Origin of the sequence: uncultured Corynebacterium sp., from assembly GCF_937999985.1 — a bacterium.
Taxonomy (GTDB): domain Bacteria; phylum Actinomycetota; class Actinomycetes; order Mycobacteriales; family Mycobacteriaceae; genus Corynebacterium.
This window is the reverse complement of sequence record NZ_CALLDG010000034.1, coordinates 1-18,723: the sequence shown is the minus strand read 5'-3', so window position 1 is coordinate 18,723 and position 18,723 is coordinate 1. Positions and strand designations below refer to the sequence as shown.

Here is an 18,723-nt window from a genome sequence, read left to right as displayed (position 1 = left end):
GGACGCTCGAACAGTGGTTCGAAGACCGGGATCTGTACCTGCACAACGCAACCTACGACGTGCTGGCCCTAGAGCAGTGCTACGGGTACAAGGCAGACTGGTCCCGCATCACCGACACCATGATCCTCGCGCACCTGGTGGACTCCCGAGGAGTCCGCGAGGGAGGACCGGGCCACTCGCTCTCAGAACTGACCCGGACCGTCCTTAAGATGCCCACGGTAGCCGACGATGTTAAAGGCAGCATCGCCAGCATGGCTAAGGAGATTGGGTGTACCAAGTCGGAGCTGTTCGCCACCATCGACGCTTGGAACGAAACGTACCTCGGGTACGCGGGGATGGATGTGGTACTGACCTACGGTCTGCACAACCAGCTCCAGCGTATGCTGGAGGGCGTAGCCCGCAAGCAACAAGCCCGGCTCGCCAACACCCCGTTCCACAACCAGTCAGTGCTGAACCTGGTCAGGTACGAGCACGAGGTAGCCCGCGTCTGCGCGGAGATGCAGCGCAACGGGTTCCTGCTGGACGTGGAGTACGCGCAAAACCTGGATAAAAAGCTGGAGGAGGAGCAAACCCTCTGGGAGGGCCTGGCCCTCATCGAGTACGGCATCGAATCCGTCAACCAGAACGCTGAGGTAGCTCAAGCTCTGGAGGAGTTCGACGGAGCTAAACTCACCGAACTCACCCCCTCCGGCAACAAAAAACTGGACGAAGCAGTCCTCACCAAGCTCTCCGACGAAGGCAGCCGACTAGCAGCCTACGTGCTGGAGGCTAAGAAGGTGAAGAAGCAGCGAGCATCCTGGGTTCAGAACTTCCTGAACCGCAGGGACAGCGAGGACAGGTGCCACGCTGGCATCAACACCCTCGCAGCCCGCACAGGGCGCATGAGCATCACAGGAATCCCAGCACAAACACTCCCCTCCGGGGACTGGACAATCCGGCGGTGCTTCATCCCCGACGAAGGAGAATCCATCGTATCGTGCGACTACCAAGCCCAGGAACTCCGAGTCCTGGCAGCGCTGTCGGGCGACAAGAACATGAAAGATGCTTTCGCAACCGGGGCGGACCTGCACCAGATGACCGCCGATGCGTCGGGCGTCGAACGCTCCGTCGGTAAGACAGTGAACTTCGCCTACGTGTACGGCTCCGGGCCGAGGAACATCGCGGAAACCTGCGGAATCACCGTAGAAAAAGCCCGCGAGGTTATCCAGGGCTTCGAGCGAACCTACCCTGGCGTAAAGAAGCTGGCAGACCGGCTGCAAGCCCAGGCTAAGGCTAACGGGTGCATCGACACTGTGACCGGGCGAGTGCTGCATGTGGATAAGGATCGTGCCTACGCGGCGCTGAACTACATGATCCAGTCCACCAGCCGTGACATCACAGCACGAGCTCTCCTGCGCATGGACGAGGAAGGGATTACACCCTACCTACGCCTGCCCATCCACGACGAAGTAGTCGCCAGCGTCCCCTCCCGGGTGGCCGAGGCGGCTGCGCAGAAGATCGCCTCCCTCATGGAGGCCGACCTGTTCGGGGTCCACATCGGGACCGACGCAGAGGTGTACGGCCCCTCCTGGGGCTCCGGGTACGTAACGGACGAAACCCGCTCCGAGTACGAAGCCACCCTCAAATAAAAAAGACCCCCTACCAGCTGGTAGGGGGTTTTTCTGTATAAACTTTTTGATATGACCGTGCAAACCACCAGGGTGTCAAAATACACACCCAGGGTCTGCACCAGCCCCTGCTTGACCGGGTGCGATACTGCCGCGGTGGCGGCGGCGTTCGGTGCAGAGCCCTGGCCGGCCTCGTTGGAGAACAGACCACGGCGCATGCCGTTCATGAACGCTGCGCCCAAGGTGGCACCGGCGATCTCCTTGATGCCCAGGGCGTGCTCCACGATGGTGCCGAACATCGCTGGAACTTCGCTGATGTTGATGGCCAGCACGATCACGCCCAACAGAATGTAGGCACTGGCCATGACGGGCACGATCACCTGGGTAGCGTTAGCGATGCGCTTCACGCCACCGAAGATCACCAGCGCGGTCAGCACGGCCACCAGCAGGCCCGTAGCGATCTTCAGCCAAGTCGCATCGGGCGCAATATTGGGGTTCAGGGAGTGCAGGGAGGAACCCGCGGCCTCCGCGATGGAGTTGGTCTGCACGGCGTTGTACACAAAGCCATAGGTGATGGTGATGGCGATGCCGAAGATCAACGCCAGCGGCTTCGCGCCCAGCCCCTTGGTCATGTAGTAGGCCGGGCCACCGACGTAGCCGTCCTTATCGCGGGTTTTCCACAGCTGCGCCAGCGTGGCTTCCACGAAGGCAGTCGCGCCGCCGACGAGGGCGACGATCCACATCCAGAACACCGCGCCCGGGCCACCCAGGGTGATGGCGATAGCCACGCCCACCACGTTGCCTGTACCCACGCGGGACGCTGCCGAGATGCTGAAAGCCTGGAACGCGGAGATGTTCTCTCCGCTCTTGCCGACCGCCGGTTCCTTCACCGAGCGGAACATGTCCGGCACCATCCGGATCTGCACCACCAGGGTGCGAATGCCGAAGTAGGCGCCGGCTGCGAGCAGGAAGACGGGGATGATCTTCCAAATATTTTCGTTCAGCGTATTCGCCACGAAATTTTCAATTGTTTCCATGCGCAGAAATTTACCCGAAACTAGTGCCAGAAAATAAATGCGCCCGATCCTCTTTATCTACCTATCGTTGCAGCTCAGGAAGCTTTAAGGTTCTCGCTGTTCGCCCGTGGCACTCCTACTGCTGGCACGTCGCGCAATAGTGCGTCGCCCGCCCGCCGACGACAACCCGCTTGATCGGCTCCCCGCACCTCTTGCAGGCTTCGCCGCCGCGCCCGTACACGTTCAGCGAGCGCGAAAAGTACCCCGACGCACCGTTGACGTTCACATACAGCGCATCGAAGCTGGTTCCGCCCTGTTCCAACGCGCGCTCCATCACTTCCGCCGCCGACTGCAACACCCGGTGCAGGGTGGGCCTACTCAGCAGAGCCGCACTTCGCCGCGGACGCACCCCGGCCAGAAACAGCGCCTCGTCGGCGTAGATGTTGCCAATACCGGAGACGACCTCCTGGTTCAGCAGCACCGTCTTCACCGCCGCGCGCTTGGCCTTCATCCGCTCTACCGCCGCCCGCGCATCAAAGGCGGCCTCTAGCGGATCGGCGGCAATGTGGCTTACGTTCTGGGGTAAAAAATTTTTTGGTGACGCCACCCCGGCCCCCGCTACCCACGGATCCGGCACGGCCTTTTCCAGCCGCCACTCGCCGAAGGTTCGCTGGTCCACGAAGCACAGCTCGCGCCCATCGGATAGGCCAGCCCGGATGCGCACGTGCGGGGACTGCACCTGGCCGGGGTCGGCCACGAGCATCTGGCCGCTCATGCCCAGGTGCACTTGCAGCAGGAAATCCTCGCCGAAGTCCAACCACAAAAATTTTCCGCGGCGTTTGACGGCGGAGACGGTGGCGTCACGAAGAAAAGAAACAAGAACTTCCGGCTCCCCGGAGCGGACGGCGCGCGGGTGACAGACCTCGACGTCGGTAAAGCGGCGGCCGACCAGGTGTTCTTCCAGGCCGCGGCGGACGACCTCAACCTCGGGGAGCTCAGGCACGCTTGTTGAGTTTCTGCACGGCCTGTTTGGCGGCGGCGTGCTCGGCGACCTTCTTGGTGTGGCCCTCGCCGTGGGTTACCAGGTCCTCGATGGTGACGGTGGCATAGAAGGTCTTGTCGTGCTCCGGGCCTTCGCCGCGCACTTCGTAGGTGGGCAGGGGCAGTTTCATGTCTGAGAGCTTCTCCAGCAGTACGGTCTTCCAGTCCATCGTCAGGCCGGTGGTGGGAGCCTCGGTGATCTTGTCGGCGAACAGACGCAGCACCGTGGCGCGGGCAACCTCGAAGCCGTGGTGCAGGTAGATCGCGCCGAGCATGGACTCCACGGAGTCCGCCAGGATGGAGTGCTTATCCTTGCCGCCGGTCAGCATCTCGCCGCGGCCGAGCAGGATGTACTCGCCCATGCCGAGGCGGCGAGCGACATCCGCCAGGGCGTACATGTTCACCACTCCGGAGCGCATCTTGGAGATGTCCGATTCCGCGCGCTCCGGGAACTGGCGGTACAGCTGTTCCGCCACGGCCAGGCCCAGCACTGCGTCGCCCAGGAACTCCAGGCGCTCGTTGTTCGGCAGGTGGCCGTTTTCGTTGGCGAAGGAGCGGTGGGTCAGCGCCAGTCGCAGCAGGTCGTCGGGCAGGTCCACACCCCACGCCTCCAGCAGCGGTGCGTGGTCGGACTTGCCATAGGCGGCGTTGAGGGCGGCCTCGCCGGTCAATCGGCGTTTACGAGCCATTGGGTTTCGAGATGCCTTTCCTTTTAGAGGTTCTTGAACTTCTCCAGGCCGGCCCAGCGCGGATCCGGGCGGTCCTCTTCCTCAGCTTCCTCGCTGATACCGTCCGGCGCCGGGGTGTCCTCGCGGCACTCGGCACCGAAGTCGGCGCACACGGGGCTGAACGGCGCGTTCAGGCCGGCCTCGTCGATGACCAGCTGGGTGATGTCGATGGCGTTGTCCTGCACCAGCAGCGGCTCTTCCTCGTCCTCAGCATCGTCGCCCTCGGCGCTGTCATCGGTGATGAAGTCCGGGGTCAGGCCGAAAACGTCGCTGATGGAGTACTCCAGGGTGGTGGAAAGCTCCTGCAGGCAGCGGGAGCACGTTCCCTTGGCCTCGCCACTGACCTGCAGGTTGGCCATGATTGCCTCGCCCAAGTTCGCCAGGGTTCCATGAACTTCGACGGGTGCGCCCTCTGCCACGCCCAGCATGTTGCCGCCCCACGGTACGGGTGACGCCCCCTGGGCGTCGACCGGCTCGCTGAGTCCAGTTGGGATGTCGCCGACTGCAAGAACGAAGGGGTTACTCATACCCTTCTTTCTACCCGTCTATCGCTACTGACGGTAACCGTGGGGGTCGGAATCGTTCTGGTATCCGGCAGTGCCGTTCTGGTATCCGGAGGCACCGGCACCCTTGCGCAGGGCAGACCGGTCGCGGTTCACGGTACGCAGCGTGGTGGTGAGGGTGTCCTCAAACTCGGCCAGGGTGGAATCGACGTAGCGGTCGCACTCGGTGCGCAGGCGGTCGGAATCCGCGTGGGCAGAGTCGATGATGCGCTTGGCCTCGGCCTCGGCGTTGCGCACAACCTCGGAGTCGGAGACCAGGCGGCGCTGCTCGGCCAGGCCCTCGTCGACGGAGCGCTGGTAGCTGGCGTTACCTTCGCTGACCAGGCGCTCGGCTTCGTCGGCGGCGCGGGTAGTGACCGTCTCGTACTCGCGGCGAGCGTCGCTGACCAGGCGGTCGGCCTGATCCTCGGCCTGGGCGACGGTGTTGGTCGCGCGGTCCTGAGCTTCCTGGAGGATTTGGTTGGCGCGATCCTGTGCGTCCTGCACGATCGCGTCGGCCTCGGAGTTGGCGCTGGAAATGGTTGCGTCGGCCTGGTCCTGAGCATCGGCGACGATGTCATCACGGTGGTCGAGGACGTCCTGCGCGTCGTCCATCTCGATGGGGATCGCGTTGCGCATTTCGTCGAGAATGTCGAGCACCTCGCGCCGCGGAACCATGCAGTTGGAGGTCATGGGCACGCCATAGGCCTGCTCCACCATTTGCTGAAGGTCATCCATACCCTGGAATGTCTTGTACATGGCCTCCACTGTGCCATCACTTGACCTCAACTACAGGTTTAGACACGCCTTGACGGGCGCTAGCCGCGGAACTTCTCCTCCAGTGCCGCGACAACCGGCTCCGGCAGCAGCCCGGAAACGTCGCCTCCGTACTTCGCAACCTCCTTGCACAGGGTAGAGGACACGTATCCGTACTCCGGAGAGGTCAGCAGGAAGTACGTCTCCGCGCCCGACAGGCGCTGGTTCATCTGCGCCATCGGCAGCTCATACTCGTAGTCCAAAGAGCTGCGCAGCCCCTTGACCATCGCCTGAATATTGTTCTCGTTCAGGTAGTCCACCAGCAGCTTGTCCCACGTATCGACCGTGATGTTCTTCGGCCCGTTGGGGATGGAGGCGATGGACTTCTCGATCAGCTCGATGCGCTCCTCGGCGGTGAATAGGCCGTTCTTGTTCGGGTTATAGGTCACCAGAACTACGACCTCCTCCCAGTTGGCAGCAGCGCGGGTGAAGATATCCAAATGACCCAGCGTGATGGGGTCGAAAGATCCGGGGCAAACTACTCGCATGGCACCTAACCTAACCCTCGCCCCGCCAAATCGCCATGTCGAAGCGGGCGATTCCGTAGGTGCGCTTCTTTAGCTTCTGCCCGGTCGGCTCGAAGCCCTCCGGCCACGCGGTTTCGGGTGAGGCACTATTGCGTTCGACCACCACGACGGCGTCACTAGTAAGAACAGGAATCAGCGCCTCCACCATCTCGGCGACAGCCTCGTCGGTGAGCTCGTAGGGCGGGTCCGCTAGCACCATCGTGTAGTGGTTGCGCGGGGCTCCGGCCAGGAAGGATGACGCCTTCGCCTCCACCACCTGCACCTTCGCCTCGGGCACGACGCGCGCGTTGTCCTTGATCGTCTTGACCGCCGCGTCGCTGTTATCCACCAGGGTGACTTCCTTGGCCCCACGGCTGGCGGCCTCCAGCCCGAGAGCGCCGGAACCGGCGAAGAGGTCCAGCACGACCTCGTCGACGAAGCCGAAGCGGACCTGCAGAGAGGAGAACAGCCCTTCGCGGGCGCGGTCCGAGGTGGGGCGGGTGCCTTCGCTGGGGACCTTGATGCTGCGGCCGCGGGCGGTTCCGGAGATAATGCGTGTCATAGTGTTTTGTAATCCTGCCTTAATTTTTGCTCGTGGTCGTTACTAGTGCCGGCCTTATTGGGCCTCGACCCGCAGAATCACGTCCCCGCCGTGCACATCCTCATAGTCCTGCGAGTTCGTCCTGCGCACCACCCCGGGCCCCGGCGCGAGCACGGGCGCTTCCAGCTTCAGCGATTCCACCGTGCACAGCGCGTCGCCGGTGTCTACGGTCTCTCCGTCGGCGACGAGGAAGTGCACAACTCCCGCGAATGGGGCACAGATTTCCATGCCCCAGAGTCTAGCAACTGGGTCGGCGAGTTCTTCTCCCCTAGCTCTTCTCTAGCTCTTCTCGATGTAGTCCTGGTCGTCGATCTCGATGTCCACCACCAGCGAGCGCGCCAGCTGCTCGTCGTAGGCCACCAGCGCTTCTGCGTAGTCGCGCGCCGATTCGATGATCTCGCCGTCGGTGCTGAGGTCTAGTAATGACGCCCTTCGCGCCGACCGCCCCGACTGGTCTTGGCCCAGGATGTCTCCTTCGGTGCGCATCTTCAGGTCTTCCTCCGCCAGGCGGAATCCGTCGTTGCTCTGCGCCACCACCTGCAGGCGGTGGAAGGAGGGGCTATCCGGCGCGGCGGTGGTGTGCAGCAGGCACAGTGAGTCCCGGCGCCCGCGGCCGATGCGCCCGCGCAGCTGGTGGAGTTGGGAGAAGCCGAAGTTCTCTGCCTCCAGGATCATCATCATGGAGGCGTTCGGCACGTCCACGCCAACCTCGATGACGGTGGTGGCGACCAGCACGTCGATCTTCCCGGCGGCGAAGTCCTGCATCACCTGGTCTTTGTCGGAGGGATCCATCTTGCCGTGCAGCATCGCCACGCGATAGCCGGGCAGTTCCTCGGTGGCGATGCGCTCGCACCAATGTTCCACGCCGGAGTAGCCCTCAATGCGGGGCGCCACCACGTAGGCCTGGCCGCCGGCCTTGATCTCCTCGCCCATGCGCTCCCAGGCGCGCCGCACCCAGCGGTGTTTATCGGCGGGCACCACCACAGTCTCGATGTCTCCGCGCCCACCGGGCTTACCGACCAGCGTGATGGGCGTCAGGTCGCCGAACATCGTCATGCCCACGGTCCGCGGGATTGGGGTGGCGGTCATGACCATCATGTGCGGGGTGGCATCCACCGGCGCGGATTCCCGCAGCTTGTTGCGCTGCTGCACGCCGAAGCGGTGCTGCTCGTCAACGATGACCATGCCCAGGCGGTAGAACTCCACCGAGTCTTGGATCACCGCGTGCGTGCCGACCACAATGTCGGTCTGGCCGGAGACCAGGTCCAGCAGCGTGCGCTGCTTCTCTGCGTGCTTCTGGCTTCCGACCAATACGGATACTCGCACGTCGGTGTTCTCCAGCATCTTCACCAGACTGCGGGCGTGCTGCACGGCCAGGATTTCCGTCGGAGCGATGAAAGCGCACTGATAGCCGGAGTCCACGGCCCAGAGCATGCTGATCAACGCCACCATCGTCTTGCCGGAGCCAACCTCGCCGTGCAGCAGCAGGTTTGCCGGGGTGGTTCCACCCAGGCGGGAGCCGATGTCCTCCAGCGCCATCTTCTGCCCCGCGCTGAGGTCGAAGGGCAGCCCCGCGATCAGTTTCTCCACGTTCTCGCCCGGCGCGAGGGCCATGCCGGTGCGCTTGGTGGCGTCATTGCGCCGTAGAGCCATGACCAGCTGCAGCTCGAGAGCCTCGTTGAACTTCAGCCTGCGCCGAGCGGGTTCGGGGCCGGCCTCGCTCGGCTGGTGGATGTGCCGCAGCGCGTCGGCGAAGCTGATCAGCGGGCGGCCCTTTCCATCCGTGGGCCAGGCGGGCGCGCCGGGGTTGCGGCGCGGGAGTGGCAGGAACTCGCCGGGCTCGTCCATGACCCGCAGTACGTGGTCCATCACTCCCAGCATTTCCGCGGTGGAGGTGCCGGGGCGGCGCTTGTATCCGGCCATCCATGGCTTGGCCAGCAGCTCCTGGGCGGCGGTCTCGGAGCCCATGACGTCCACGATTGTCTTCAGAGGCCCGAACATGCCGAACTCCGCATCCAGGGCGGGCAGGATGGATACGTAGCTGGGGTTTTTCAGCTCCCACTGGCCGTTGAACTCGGAGAGCTTGCCGTGCAGCAGCATCATCGAGCCCCTCTTGATGCGCTTCCGGTGGTAGGCCACGTTCCCGAACAGCGCGGAGCGGAAGCTCCGCACGCCGTCGGTGAAGGTGAACGTCAAAAATTTTCTGGGGCCACGCCCGGAGTGGTTGTCTTTCTCCCCCACGCTGAGGATTTCCCCGGCGCAGGTGTACTTCTCCCCCACCCGCAGCTCGTCGAGCCCCTGCGGCGAGCCGAGCCGCGCGTAGGTGACGGGGAAGTTCAGCACCGCGTCGGCGATGGTTTTAATGCCGGGTTTATCGGCCAGCCGCTTCGCGCGGTCGTTAGAGATCGCAACCGACAGCGGGCGCGAGTCCTGCCATCCCAGCATGGGCTACTCCACTCCGATCTGCACCAGGCACGGGTCGTGGTCGTTGCCCTGCAGCTCGATGTGGTGATCGTCGATCTGCACATCCGGATACAGCTCGGCGAAGGTGGCTTTCAGCCCATCGATGGCGGTCTGGTCGGTCGCTGGGGCGCTCCACAGCAGAGTCACGAGTTCCCCGCCGTCGGCCAGCATTGTGCTGAGGGTATCGACCATCGTGTCGGGCGGGCAGGTGGCGTAGCGTTGGGCCTCTACCGCGTCGATCATTTCCTCGACATTGTCGTCCCAGTCCACGGTGGGGTCGTTCACCGCCAGCGCCGCCAGCCCGCCGACCAGCGATTTCGTATCGATGATGTCGACCTCTCGCGTCCCGTCTAACCCCTGCAGCGCGGCAACGTCCTGCCCGTTGGTCAGCACGGCTACCGGCCCTTCGCCCAGCCCCTGCACTGCTTCGCCCAGGGTTTTGTTGTTTGGTGACGCCACCGCCACCGCCCCCGCAGCCTCGAAAAGTCGCGCGACTCCGCCGGTGGGCGTGAGCGCCACGATGAACGGCCCCTGGTCTGCCGCCCGTGCTTGGGCCCCCGCGGGGGCTGGTGTGCTTGGCTTTCCGCTGTCGGCAGCTTCCCCGTCGGCGGGCAGAACCTCGATGCGCAGGTCGGTGACTGTACCCAGGGTGAAGGCCTTCTCGATGACCTCGCCGGCGCGGTTGGTGTGCACGTGCGCGGTTCCTTCTTCCGGCCCTAAGGGTCCGACGATGACCGAGTTGCCGTGGGCCTCCAGGAGCTCGCGCAGGGCTGCCAGGTTCCCCTCGAAGAAGAACATCACCTCGACCTCTTGCTGGGTTCGCTCATGGTCGGGCGTGGGGGCGTCATCAGTAAAACCAGCACCGTCCAGAACATCAACCAGGGCCTGCAGGATCACCACGAGGCCCTGGCCGCCCGCGTCCACAACCCCCGCTTCGGCGAGGACGGGCAGCTGGTTGGGGGTGTTTGCCAGGGCTTCCTCGGCGGCATGGAGGGCGCGGGTGGCAACGTCCGCGAGGTTCGGCTCGCCCTCATGGGCGGCGGTGGCGGCGGCATCGAGCACGCTGATAACGGTGCCCTCGACAGGCGTGGAGATTGCGGTGCGGACGAAGCCCACCGACTGCGAGAGTGTGTCCGCCACGGCGGGGCCGTCGATGTGGCCCTGCGAGGCCGCCTCGGCGAGGGCGCGCATCACCTGACTGAGCACCAGGCCGGAGTTTCCGCGGGCGCCACGGACAGCGCCGGTGGCCAGGGCGATGGTGACCTCGGGGAGGCTGGCGTCTTCCTCCAGCGCGTCGACCGCCGAGACTGCGGTGGTCATGGTGTGCGCCATGTTGGAGCCGGTATCGGAATCCGGGATGGGGAATACGTTTAGGGCGTTAATCGCCTGGCTCTGCTCGCGGAGCCTGCTGGCCGAGAGGCGAGCCCACTGGGCGACAACGCGCGCGTCGAGATGAGCGGGCGCCTGCTCCACCGGCTGCGCTTCAGCCACCGGCTGCGCCTCTGCCTTCCTGGATTTCACTCCCACTACCCTAGCGAACCAGCCGGACAGCAGGGCGGTTTGCGGGATCGTGGCGCGTTAGGGGGATACGGGCTGGGCTACAGGCGCCAGTCGACGGGCGCGCCGCCGGATGCTTCCAGGATCGCATTTGACCTGCTGAAAGGGCGCGAACCGAAGAAGCCACGATAAGCGGACAACGGCGAGGGGTGCGGGGACATCACGCAGCGCTCCGCGCCGATGAGCGGTGCCAGCTGCTGGGCCTGCTTGCCCCACAGGATCGCGGCGAAGTGCGGGTTGGCGGCGACTTGGCGGACGGCGGCCTCGGTGATGGCCTCCCAGCCGCGCCCGCGATGGCTGCCCGCGTTCCCCGCCTGAACGGTGAGCACGCGGTTGAGCAGCAGCACCCCGCGGTCGGCCCACGGGGAAAGGTCCCCGCTGGTGGGGGCTGGCAGGCCGAGGTCATCTGCGTACTCGGTGTAGATGTTCTTCAGCGACTTCGGCAGCGGCTCGCCTGCGGGAAGCTCCGCAGAGAACGCCAGCCCCACCGAGTGCCCGGGCGTGGGGTACGGGTCCTGCCCGACGATCAGTACTTTCACCTGCGTGGGGTCGGCCTCGAAGGCCCGCAAAATTTTTTCTGGCGCGGGCAGGACCTGTGCCTGGATGCCCTGCTGGGCCGCCCGTTGCCCCTCAGCCAGAGCACCCTCCAGCACCGACTGCAGCCCCGGCAGATACCACGCCGGGTGGATCCGCTCGATCAGCTGGTGCGCCTGCTCCCGTACAGAATTCACGCCTTCTCCCTCGCCTTACTGTGCCGTCTCAACTACACCGACTGCCAGCCGGACGTAAACGGCGGGCGCCCGCCGTCAACCAGCACATAGTCCCCCTCACCGTCCCCCTCAACCGAGAGGCTGCGTACAGTCCCGATGCGGCGGTAGCCACTGGGCATGCGGGCGTCCGTAGTTCCCAAAAGAGTATGGTCCTCGCCGCCGGTGTAGATCCATTCCAGTGGGTTCTTGCCCGTCATCTGCGCGGCATACCTAAGCTTCTCGTCGGGCACCAGAGCCGCCCCGTCCAAATCCAGGCACACTCCGGAGCGCTCCGCGATGGCACACAGGTCCACGATCAGCCCATCGGAGTTATCCGTCATGGCGCTCGCACCAGTAGCGCGGGCGACGGAACCGCGACCCGGCTCCAGACGCGGGGCGCAGTGCCAATCCGCCAGTTCGTTGAGGATCGAATCGTTTGCCGGGATCGCCTTGCGGGAGCCATAGTGGCGCAGAATCGCCAGCCCCGCCGCGCTATAGCCGATCGGCCCGCTGGCGATGACCCTCTGCCCCACGCCCGCGCCATCCAAAGTCAGCGCCGCGGCGGGCCCGGAGATCTCGCCCAAGGCGGTAATGGAAATGACCAAGTCTTTGCTGGTCACAACGTCCCCGCCGACCAGCTCCGCCGCCCACGGGGAAGCCGCTTCGTCGATGCCGCGCGCAATATCCGCCACCGTCTGCAGCGGCAAATCCCCCGGAGTGGCGATCGCCATCAGGATCGCGGTGGGACGTGCTCCCATCGCCTGAATGTCCGCGAAGTTCTGCGTCACCGCCTTCACCCCAACCTCCCACGGAGTCGAGTAGTCGAACGTGAAGTGCCGGTCCTGAACGAGGATGTCCGTCGAGCACACGTGCCGTGAATTGGTGCCTGTGGGTTCCAGCACTGCGGCGTCATCGCCATTAAGAGAACTCGGTGCGGCCTGGCGGATCGCCGCGATGGTGGCGGCCTCGCCGGCCTCGGCGACGGTCAGTGAAGTGCGCATGCAGCCTTTCGATCGAGTGATGCTTGGGGTACTGCGACAAGTCTAATTAAGATGGTGCGCTATGAGTGACGAATCCACCTCCCCCGTGTCCACCCCGCGGTACCTGCTGGTGCTGTCGACGGTGCTGGCCATTCTTCTGATTGTTGTGGTGATCGTGGCGGCGAAAATCACGATGGATAAGAAGGTCTACGCTCCGGTGGCAATGGGTCCGGTGGATGCGCCGGAGGCGTCGTCGCAGGTGTGTGCCGATTTCGTGGCGGCGCTGCCGCGGGACTTGGATCGTTTCCGTTCCGTGGAGGTGCGCGACCCGGCGCCGGATGGGGCTGCGGCTTATCGTGACTCTTCGGGCGCGGAGCTGTCTGTGCGGTGCGGGGTGAATGTGCCGGATCAGTACACGGTGTTGTCGCCGGTGTTTACTTCTGGCGATGCGCGCTGGACCGCCGTTTCCGATGCCACCCCGGGCTCTGACCTGCGCACTTGGTACGCGGTCGGGGGTTCGCCCGCGGTCGCGGTGACGGCTTCTTCCGACGTGGGCAGCGCGCTCGAGGGGGTTGGTTCTGCTCTGTCTTCTCTTTATGACGCCGACTCTCCAGCAAAGCCCGCCCCCTACCCACTGTCGAAGGCTGCGGTGGCTGGTGGCTCCGGTGGTTCCGGCGAGGCAGGCACATCCGGTGGTGCGACCGAGTCCCCGGCGTGCCGCAAGTTCCTGGAGTCGCTGCCGGATTCGCTGGCTGACTGGCGACTGGTTCACATTTCTGCCGGCAGCTCCAAGCTGAAAAACGCAGATGCGCTACCCGAAGGCGTGGACGAGTCGGTATTCGACAAGGCTCCCAGTGGCTCGGCGACCTACCTGGCTGACGGACACGAGCCGGTGGTCATTCGCTGTGGCCTGGAAATGCCTGAGGCCTATGAGCCGGGGGCCAACCTGACCCAGGTAGATGATGTTCCGTGGTTCTCCGACCCCTCGCTTTCGCGCGGGTCGACGATGGGCCACTGGTATGCCCTGGGCCGGGAGCAGATTGTGGGTCTGGCGATGCCGCAGTCCGCCGGCGAGGAGGTCATCACTTCCGTGACCAGCGCAATCTCCGATTCCCTCAAGAAGACTGAGAAGCAGCCCGCCACTGCCCAGCAGTAGCGGCACTCCACACCTGCCACAGGAGTCACATGCCGTAGGTGCCAAATGTCGGAAAAGTTGCAAAACATCAGACCGCCTCTCCCGACATCGTGAGCAAAAAGCTTCTGACCTACATATTTACACTATTGACAATGCACCCCAGTAACAAATTGCAACTTTTCCGACACTTTCGCCCACCGCAACCCAAAAACCTGCACCTGTTCCGGCGCCCCCTCTCACGCAGGCCGGTAATGGGCACTCCGCGTGGTCAAATGTCGTTAGAACGGGAATACGTCGCCGCGACCGAAGCCTCGCAAACTAGCGCGAGCCCCTGACCTGCAGGTTTAGATTAAAGAAAACTGGTATCAATAACGGATTCCCGTTCTAGCGACATTTGCAGGCCACGGCAGAGCCAGCTAGCTCCAGCTAGGCCAGGGCGCGGGCGATCAGCGCGCTGACCAGGTCGCCGAAGCTCACGCCGTCAGCGGCGAACATCTTCGGATACATCGAGATCGGCGTAAACCCAGGCATCGTGTTGATCTCATTCAGCACGGGCCCGTTTTCCGTCGCAAAGAAGTCCACGCGCGCGATGCCATCGCACCCCAGCGCGTTGAACGTGCGAATGGCCAGTTGGCGGATCTCCTTCAGAGTCTCCGCAGGTAGCGGCGCTGGGATGGTGGCGGAGACGGTCGAGTCGACATACTTGGCGTCAAAACCATAGAATCCTTCGGCACCATCCTCAGTGCCGTTCAGCATCGCCGGAACCGAAGACACGATCGAGCCGTCCGCGTGCTGCAACACACCGCACTCGACCTCGGCACCGTGGATCATCGCCTCCACGATCACCTTGTTGTCGTGGGAAAAAGCCAGGTCAACGGCGGCATCGAACTCCTCCCAGCTGTCCACCTTGGAGATGCCGATGCTAGATCCGCCGCGCGCCGGCTTCACGAACACGGGCAGCCCCAGCCGCTCCTTCTCCTCCGTCGTCAGCTCGCGCGGTTGGAACAGAATCAGCTCCTCGCCCACCGGGATGCCAGCCTCGCGCGCCAGCCGCTTGGTGAAGTCCTTGTCCATGCCCGCCGCCGAAGCCAGCACACCGTTGCCGACGTACCGCACGCCAGCCAGATCCAGCACGCCCTGCACGGTGCCGTCCTCGCCGTTCATGCCGTGCAGCACCGGGAAAACAACGTCCACCTGCGCAAATACCTCGCCTGCCTGCGGCCCGGTCACGTAGCGCATCTCACCCGCCGCACCAGAGCCCGCAGAGCCGTCCGTTCCAGCCCCGCCGAACGTCAGCTGCACGTGCACGCCTCCGTCTTCCACGCGCGGCATGTCCCGCCCATTCGCGCGCAGCTGCGAGGTGTCGGTCGTCCCGGGCACCCATGCGCCGGCCTCGGTGATCCCCACGGGAACCACGTTGTAAATCTCCGGATCCAGGTGGTCGATCACCGCACCTGCGCTGATGCAGGATACGGAGTGCTCGGTCGACTGGCCGCCGTACAGGACGGCGACGGTGGTGCGTGCGTGCTTCTTGGCTTCGTTACTCACGGCTTTTTACCTTAGCCGTTTTTATGACGCCACATCCCCACCGCCCCGCCCCTTTCAACCGAACTGCTAGCGTGCGCGGCTTACTCGGCCTTCTTGCTGCGCCCGAGTAGCCCCATCATTACCTGCTGCACGTCGGCGCCTTCGTGGCAGACTCCCACGACTGCGTCGGTGATGGGCATTTCCACGCCGACCTTCTCCGCCAGCTCGTGCACGGACTGGCTGCTCACCACGCCTTCGGCAACCTGTCCCTTGGTGGACGCGGCGGCCTGCTCCAGGGTCTCTCCCTTGCCCAGGTGCTCCCCGAAGCGGCGGTTGCGCGAGAGCTTCGAGGTACACGTGGCCACCAGGTCTCCCATGCCCGCCAGCCCACTAAGCGTGCGCGCGTCGGCGCCGACTTCCAGGGCCAGGCGGGTGGTTTCCGCCAGGCCACGGGTAATCACGGTAGCGGCGGTGTTGTCGCCAAAGCCCATACCGGCGGCGATGCCCGCCGCCAGGGCGATGACGTTCTTGCAGGTGCCGGCGATTTCACAGCCGATGACGTCCGTGTTGGTGTATGGGCGGAAGTACGGTGCGGCCACGGCCGCCTGGATCAGCTTCGCGCGATCCATGTCGGTGCAGGCCACCACGGTTGCGGCGGGCTGCCCCTGGGCCACTTCGCGCGCCAGGTTCGGACCGGTCAGCACGGCCACGCGTTCGCTGGGCACGTCCGCCACTTCGGAGATCAGCTGGCTCATCCGCAGGCCGCTGGAGTGTTCGATGCCCTTGGCCAGGCTCACCAGGGAGGCGTCCGAGCCGATGAGTTCCTTCCAATTCTGCAGATTTTCGCGCAGCGACTGCGACGGTACTCCCAGCACCACGATCTCTGCACCGCTCAGTGCCTCGGCGGGGTCGGTTGTGCCGGTCATCGCGGCCGGTAGGTCGATGTCCCCCAGGTAGGCGCTGTTTCGGTGATTATCGCGCACGTCGTCGGCGACTTCGGCGCGGCGCGCCCAGAGGCGGACCTCGTTACCGGCGTCAGCAAAAACCTTGGCAACCGTCGTACCCCAGGAGCCTGCGCCCATCACTGCTACTCGCACCATCTGCTTGTCGCCTTCCCGCCTGCACTGTTTGCTTGCCTGAGTTCTGCTTGCCTGAGTTCGGTATAACTTTTGGGTTCGTTATACGATTGTCGGCAATAGTCTATCGAAAGGGATCCCTTTAAAAGTGATCACTCACACAGGAACTGGCGATCTTTCTACGTCCCTGGCCATGTCGCGGCACGATCAGGGCCACGTGACCCGCATCGGATCCCGCCCCAGCGAGGAGTTCGCCCGCCCGACCTTCGCTGCGGGTGCGGTTATTTGGCGCTTTTCTCCGGACGCCGCCGCCTCCACCCCTAACTCCCCCGAGTCCACGGACGTGGAGATCGCGATCATCCACCGTCCCCGTTATGACGACTGGTCGCTGCCGAAGGGCAAGGTCGATCCGGGCGAGAATCTGCCGGGTACCGCCATGCGCGAGATCTGGGAGGAGACCGGCTTCAGCGTGCGCCTGGGCTGGGTTTTGGGTTATGTCCACTACCCGGTTGGTTCGCGCACGAAGGTGGTTTATTACTGGACTGCCCAGCAATTGTCTGGTGAGTTCGAGCCGAATGAGGAGTCCGATGAGCTGCGCTGGGTTTCCCCAGAAGAGGCCAAGGAGCTGCTGAGCTACGAGGCTGATCTGAAGGTCGTGGATGCTGCCATGGGTGTGCTGAAGCTGGGTTGTGACCGCCGCGTGCTGTACGTCCGCCACGCGAAGGCGCACGCCCGCGAAGGGTGGGCCGGCGATGACGACCTGCGTCCGCTGAGCAAGAAGGGCCGCCGCCAGGCGGAGCTGTTGGTCTCTGAGCTGTCGGGCTACCGCCCGGAGACGATTTCTTCGGCCGTGCCGGTGCGTTGCGAGCACACGGCCGCGCCGATTGCTCAGGACTTAGGGTTGGAAGTTGCTTTTGACGCCAACCTGGGCGATGCCGGGTGGGCTGCCGATCCGGATACCGCGGTGGATGCGTTCCATGCCGCCACGGCCGCGCCTGTGTCCATGGTTGTTGCCCAGGGCACGGTGATCCCGGGTGTGCTGGCCCGCGTTGCGGGCGAGCACGACGTGGAGATTGAGGATATGCGCGTGAAGAAGTCCAGCACCTGGGTGCTGCACTTCGCCGGCGACAAGCTGCTGGGGCTGGATTACCTGGCCAGCCCGCTGTCCGTTAAGTAAGCGCTAACTGGCGGAAATGGTGCGCGGCTTGAAGCTGGCGCGCTGGGATTCGAAGGCCTCGATGGCCTCTTCGTTGCGCAGGGTCAGGCCGATGTCGTCCAGGCCCTCCATCAGGCGCCAGCGGGTGTAGTCGTCCACGTCGAAGCCGAAGGTGTGAGTACCCAAGGTGACCGTGCGGTCTTCCAGGTTCACGGTGATTTCCGCGCCCGGCTGCTGTTCTAACAGCTTCCAGATCAGCTCAATGTCGCTCTGTTCCATCTGGGCTGCCAGCAGGCCCGCCTTGCCGGAGTTGCCGCGGAAAATGTCCGCGAAACGGGAGGAAAGGACCACGCGGAAGCCGTAATCCATCAGCGCCCAGACGGCGTGCTCGCGGGAGGAGCCGGTGCCGAAGTCCGGGCCGGCCACCAGCACGGAGGCGTTCTTGTAGGGCTCCTGGTTCAGGACGAACTCTGGGTCCTTGCGCCAGCCGGCGAACAGGCCGTCCTCGAAGCCGGTGCGGGTCACGCGCTTCAGATAGACGGCGGGGATGATCTGGTCGGTGTCGACGTTAGAGCGGTTCAGCGGTGCCGCCACGCCAGTGTGGGTGTTGAACTTTTCCATGGTGTTCTCTTCTGCTTTCTGCTCCCCCACCTGCTGTTTAGGTCGCTGGCGGGGAGGGTCGAAAAAATTTTTGGGCGGGTCTTGTGCGGGTATCTAGCGGTCTGTTTTACAGATCCGCCGGGCCTGCAAGGTGGCCCGTCACGGCGGTGGCGGCGGCAACTGGTGGGGAGACCAGGTGCGTGCGCCCACCCTTGCCCTGGCGGCCTTCGAAGTTTCGGTTGGAGGTGGAGGCCGATCGCTCGCCCGGGGCAAGCTGGTCCGGGTTCATGCCTAGGCACATGGAGCAACCTGCTGTGCGCCATTCCGCCCCGGCGTCAATAAAGATCTTGTCTAGCCCCTCTTCTTCCGCTTGCATCTTCACTCGTGTGGAGGAAGGAACAACGATCATGCGCGTGCCGTCGGCAACGGTGCGGCCCTTGATGACATCTGCGGCGGCGCGCAGGTCCTCGATGCGGGAGTTGGTGCAGGAGCCGAGGAAGACCGTGTCGATCTTGATGTCGCGCAGCGGGGTGCCGGGCTTGAGGTCCATGTATTCCATGGCGCGCTCGGCGGCGAGGCGGTCGTTGTCGTTGGTGAAGTCCTCCAGCTGCGGGATGGCTTCC

Annotated in this window: 18 protein-coding genes and 1 pseudogene; 3 read left to right on the top strand and 16 right to left on the bottom strand. The window is 64.3% G+C overall.

The window, feature by feature from the left end; translation table 11 throughout:
• Positions 1-1,628: DNA polymerase (locus tag Q0331_RS01550; RefSeq protein WP_298074268.1), on the top strand; the 1,628-nt coding region annotated here is incomplete at its 5' end.
• Between the two features lie 53 nt (positions 1,629-1,681).
• On the opposite strand, the pseudogene Q0331_RS01545 reads toward Q0331_RS01550, so the two are convergent.
• From Q0331_RS01545 to Q0331_RS01490, 12 genes and pseudogenes are all read right to left on the bottom strand, one after another.
• Positions 1,682-2,644: pseudogene (locus tag Q0331_RS01545) on the bottom strand (alanine/glycine:cation symporter family protein); the annotation flags it as partial.
• Between the two features lie 115 nt (positions 2,645-2,759).
• Positions 2,760-3,626 (bottom strand): bifunctional DNA-formamidopyrimidine glycosylase/DNA-(apurinic or apyrimidinic site) lyase, encoded by an 867-nt coding sequence (gene mutM / locus Q0331_RS01540; protein WP_298074266.1) that lies wholly within the window; start codon positions 3,624-3,626, stop codon positions 2,760-2,762.
• Positions 3,619-4,353, bottom strand: a complete 735-nt coding sequence (rnc, locus tag Q0331_RS01535) for a ribonuclease III (protein WP_298074264.1) — start codon at positions 4,351-4,353, stop codon at positions 3,619-3,621. The genes mutM and rnc overlap by 8 nt, the downstream gene beginning before the upstream one ends.
• A 23-nt stretch (positions 4,354-4,376) precedes the next feature.
• Entirely contained in the window at positions 4,377-4,919 is a 543-nt protein-coding gene (locus Q0331_RS01530; protein WP_298074262.1) for a DUF177 domain-containing protein, read from the bottom strand.
• A 24-nt stretch (positions 4,920-4,943) separates the two neighbouring features.
• Positions 4,944-5,693 (bottom strand): DivIVA domain-containing protein, encoded by a 750-nt coding sequence (locus Q0331_RS01525; RefSeq protein WP_298074261.1) that lies wholly within the window; start codon positions 5,691-5,693, stop codon positions 4,944-4,946.
• Positions 5,694-5,752: 59 nt separating this feature from the next.
• Positions 5,753-6,238 (bottom strand): pantetheine-phosphate adenylyltransferase, encoded by a 486-nt coding sequence (gene coaD / locus Q0331_RS01520; RefSeq protein WP_298074260.1) that lies wholly within the window; start codon positions 6,236-6,238, stop codon positions 5,753-5,755.
• Positions 6,239-6,248: 10 nt separating this feature from the next.
• Positions 6,249-6,818, bottom strand: coding sequence for an RsmD family RNA methyltransferase (locus Q0331_RS01515; RefSeq protein WP_298074259.1), 570 nt, complete (start codon positions 6,816-6,818; stop codon positions 6,249-6,251).
• Between the two features lie 54 nt (positions 6,819-6,872).
• Positions 6,873-7,085: an acetyl-CoA carboxylase biotin carboxyl carrier protein subunit gene (locus tag Q0331_RS01510; protein ID WP_034986380.1), complete on the bottom strand. Its 213-nt coding sequence runs from the start codon at positions 7,083-7,085 to the stop codon at positions 6,873-6,875.
• Positions 7,086-7,136: 51 nt separating this feature from the next.
• The gene (locus Q0331_RS01505) at positions 7,137-9,302 is read right to left on the bottom strand and encodes an ATP-dependent DNA helicase RecG (RefSeq protein ID WP_298074257.1); all 2,166 of its coding nucleotides are present in this window, start codon (positions 9,300-9,302) and stop codon (positions 7,137-7,139) included.
• 3 nt (positions 9,303-9,305) lie between these two features.
• The gene (locus tag Q0331_RS01500) at positions 9,306-10,841 is read right to left on the bottom strand and encodes a DAK2 domain-containing protein (protein WP_298074255.1); all 1,536 of its coding nucleotides are present in this window, start codon (positions 10,839-10,841) and stop codon (positions 9,306-9,308) included.
• Positions 10,842-10,918: 77 nt separating this feature from the next.
• Complete coding sequence (locus tag Q0331_RS01495) at positions 10,919-11,608, bottom strand: uracil-DNA glycosylase (RefSeq protein WP_298074253.1); 690 nt, start codon at positions 11,606-11,608, stop codon at positions 10,919-10,921.
• 32 nt (positions 11,609-11,640) lie between these two features.
• On the bottom strand, positions 11,641-12,627 hold the full coding sequence (locus Q0331_RS01490) for a thiamine-phosphate kinase (protein WP_298074251.1): 987 nt from the start codon (positions 12,625-12,627) through the stop codon (positions 11,641-11,643).
• Positions 12,628-12,688: 61 nt separating this feature from the next.
• On the opposite strand from Q0331_RS01490, the gene Q0331_RS01485 reads away from it, so the two are divergent.
• Positions 12,689-13,762, top strand: coding sequence for a DUF3515 domain-containing protein (locus tag Q0331_RS01485; protein WP_298074250.1), 1,074 nt, complete (start codon positions 12,689-12,691; stop codon positions 13,760-13,762).
• 405 nt (positions 13,763-14,167) lie between these two features.
• Here Q0331_RS01485 and Q0331_RS01480 read toward each other — a convergent pair whose 3' ends face one another.
• Together Q0331_RS01480 and Q0331_RS01475 are read right to left on the bottom strand one after the other, a co-directional pair.
• On the bottom strand, positions 14,168-15,289 hold the full coding sequence (locus Q0331_RS01480; RefSeq protein ID WP_298074248.1) for a D-alanine--D-alanine ligase family protein: 1,122 nt from the start codon (positions 15,287-15,289) through the stop codon (positions 14,168-14,170).
• Between the two features lie 80 nt (positions 15,290-15,369).
• Complete coding sequence (locus tag Q0331_RS01475) at positions 15,370-16,368, bottom strand: NAD(P)H-dependent glycerol-3-phosphate dehydrogenase (protein WP_298074246.1); 999 nt, start codon at positions 16,366-16,368, stop codon at positions 15,370-15,372.
• Positions 16,369-16,492: 124 nt separating this feature from the next.
• Here Q0331_RS01475 and Q0331_RS01470 point away from each other — a divergent pair, with 124 nt between their 5' ends.
• Complete coding sequence (locus tag Q0331_RS01470; protein WP_298074244.1) at positions 16,493-17,521, top strand: NUDIX hydrolase; 1,029 nt, start codon at positions 16,493-16,495, stop codon at positions 17,519-17,521.
• Between the two features lie 3 nt (positions 17,522-17,524).
• Here the strand turns inward: Q0331_RS01470 and leuD are convergent, their stop codons facing one another.
• Both leuD and Q0331_RS01460 read right to left on the bottom strand, forming a co-directional pair.
• A complete protein-coding gene (gene leuD / locus Q0331_RS01465; RefSeq protein ID WP_298074242.1) occupies positions 17,525-18,121 on the bottom strand; it encodes a 3-isopropylmalate dehydratase small subunit in 597 nt (198 codons plus the stop codon).
• Positions 18,122-18,227: 106 nt separating this feature from the next.
• On the bottom strand, positions 18,228-18,723 hold a 496-nt coding region (locus Q0331_RS01460), incomplete at its 5' end, for an aconitase family protein (RefSeq protein WP_298074240.1).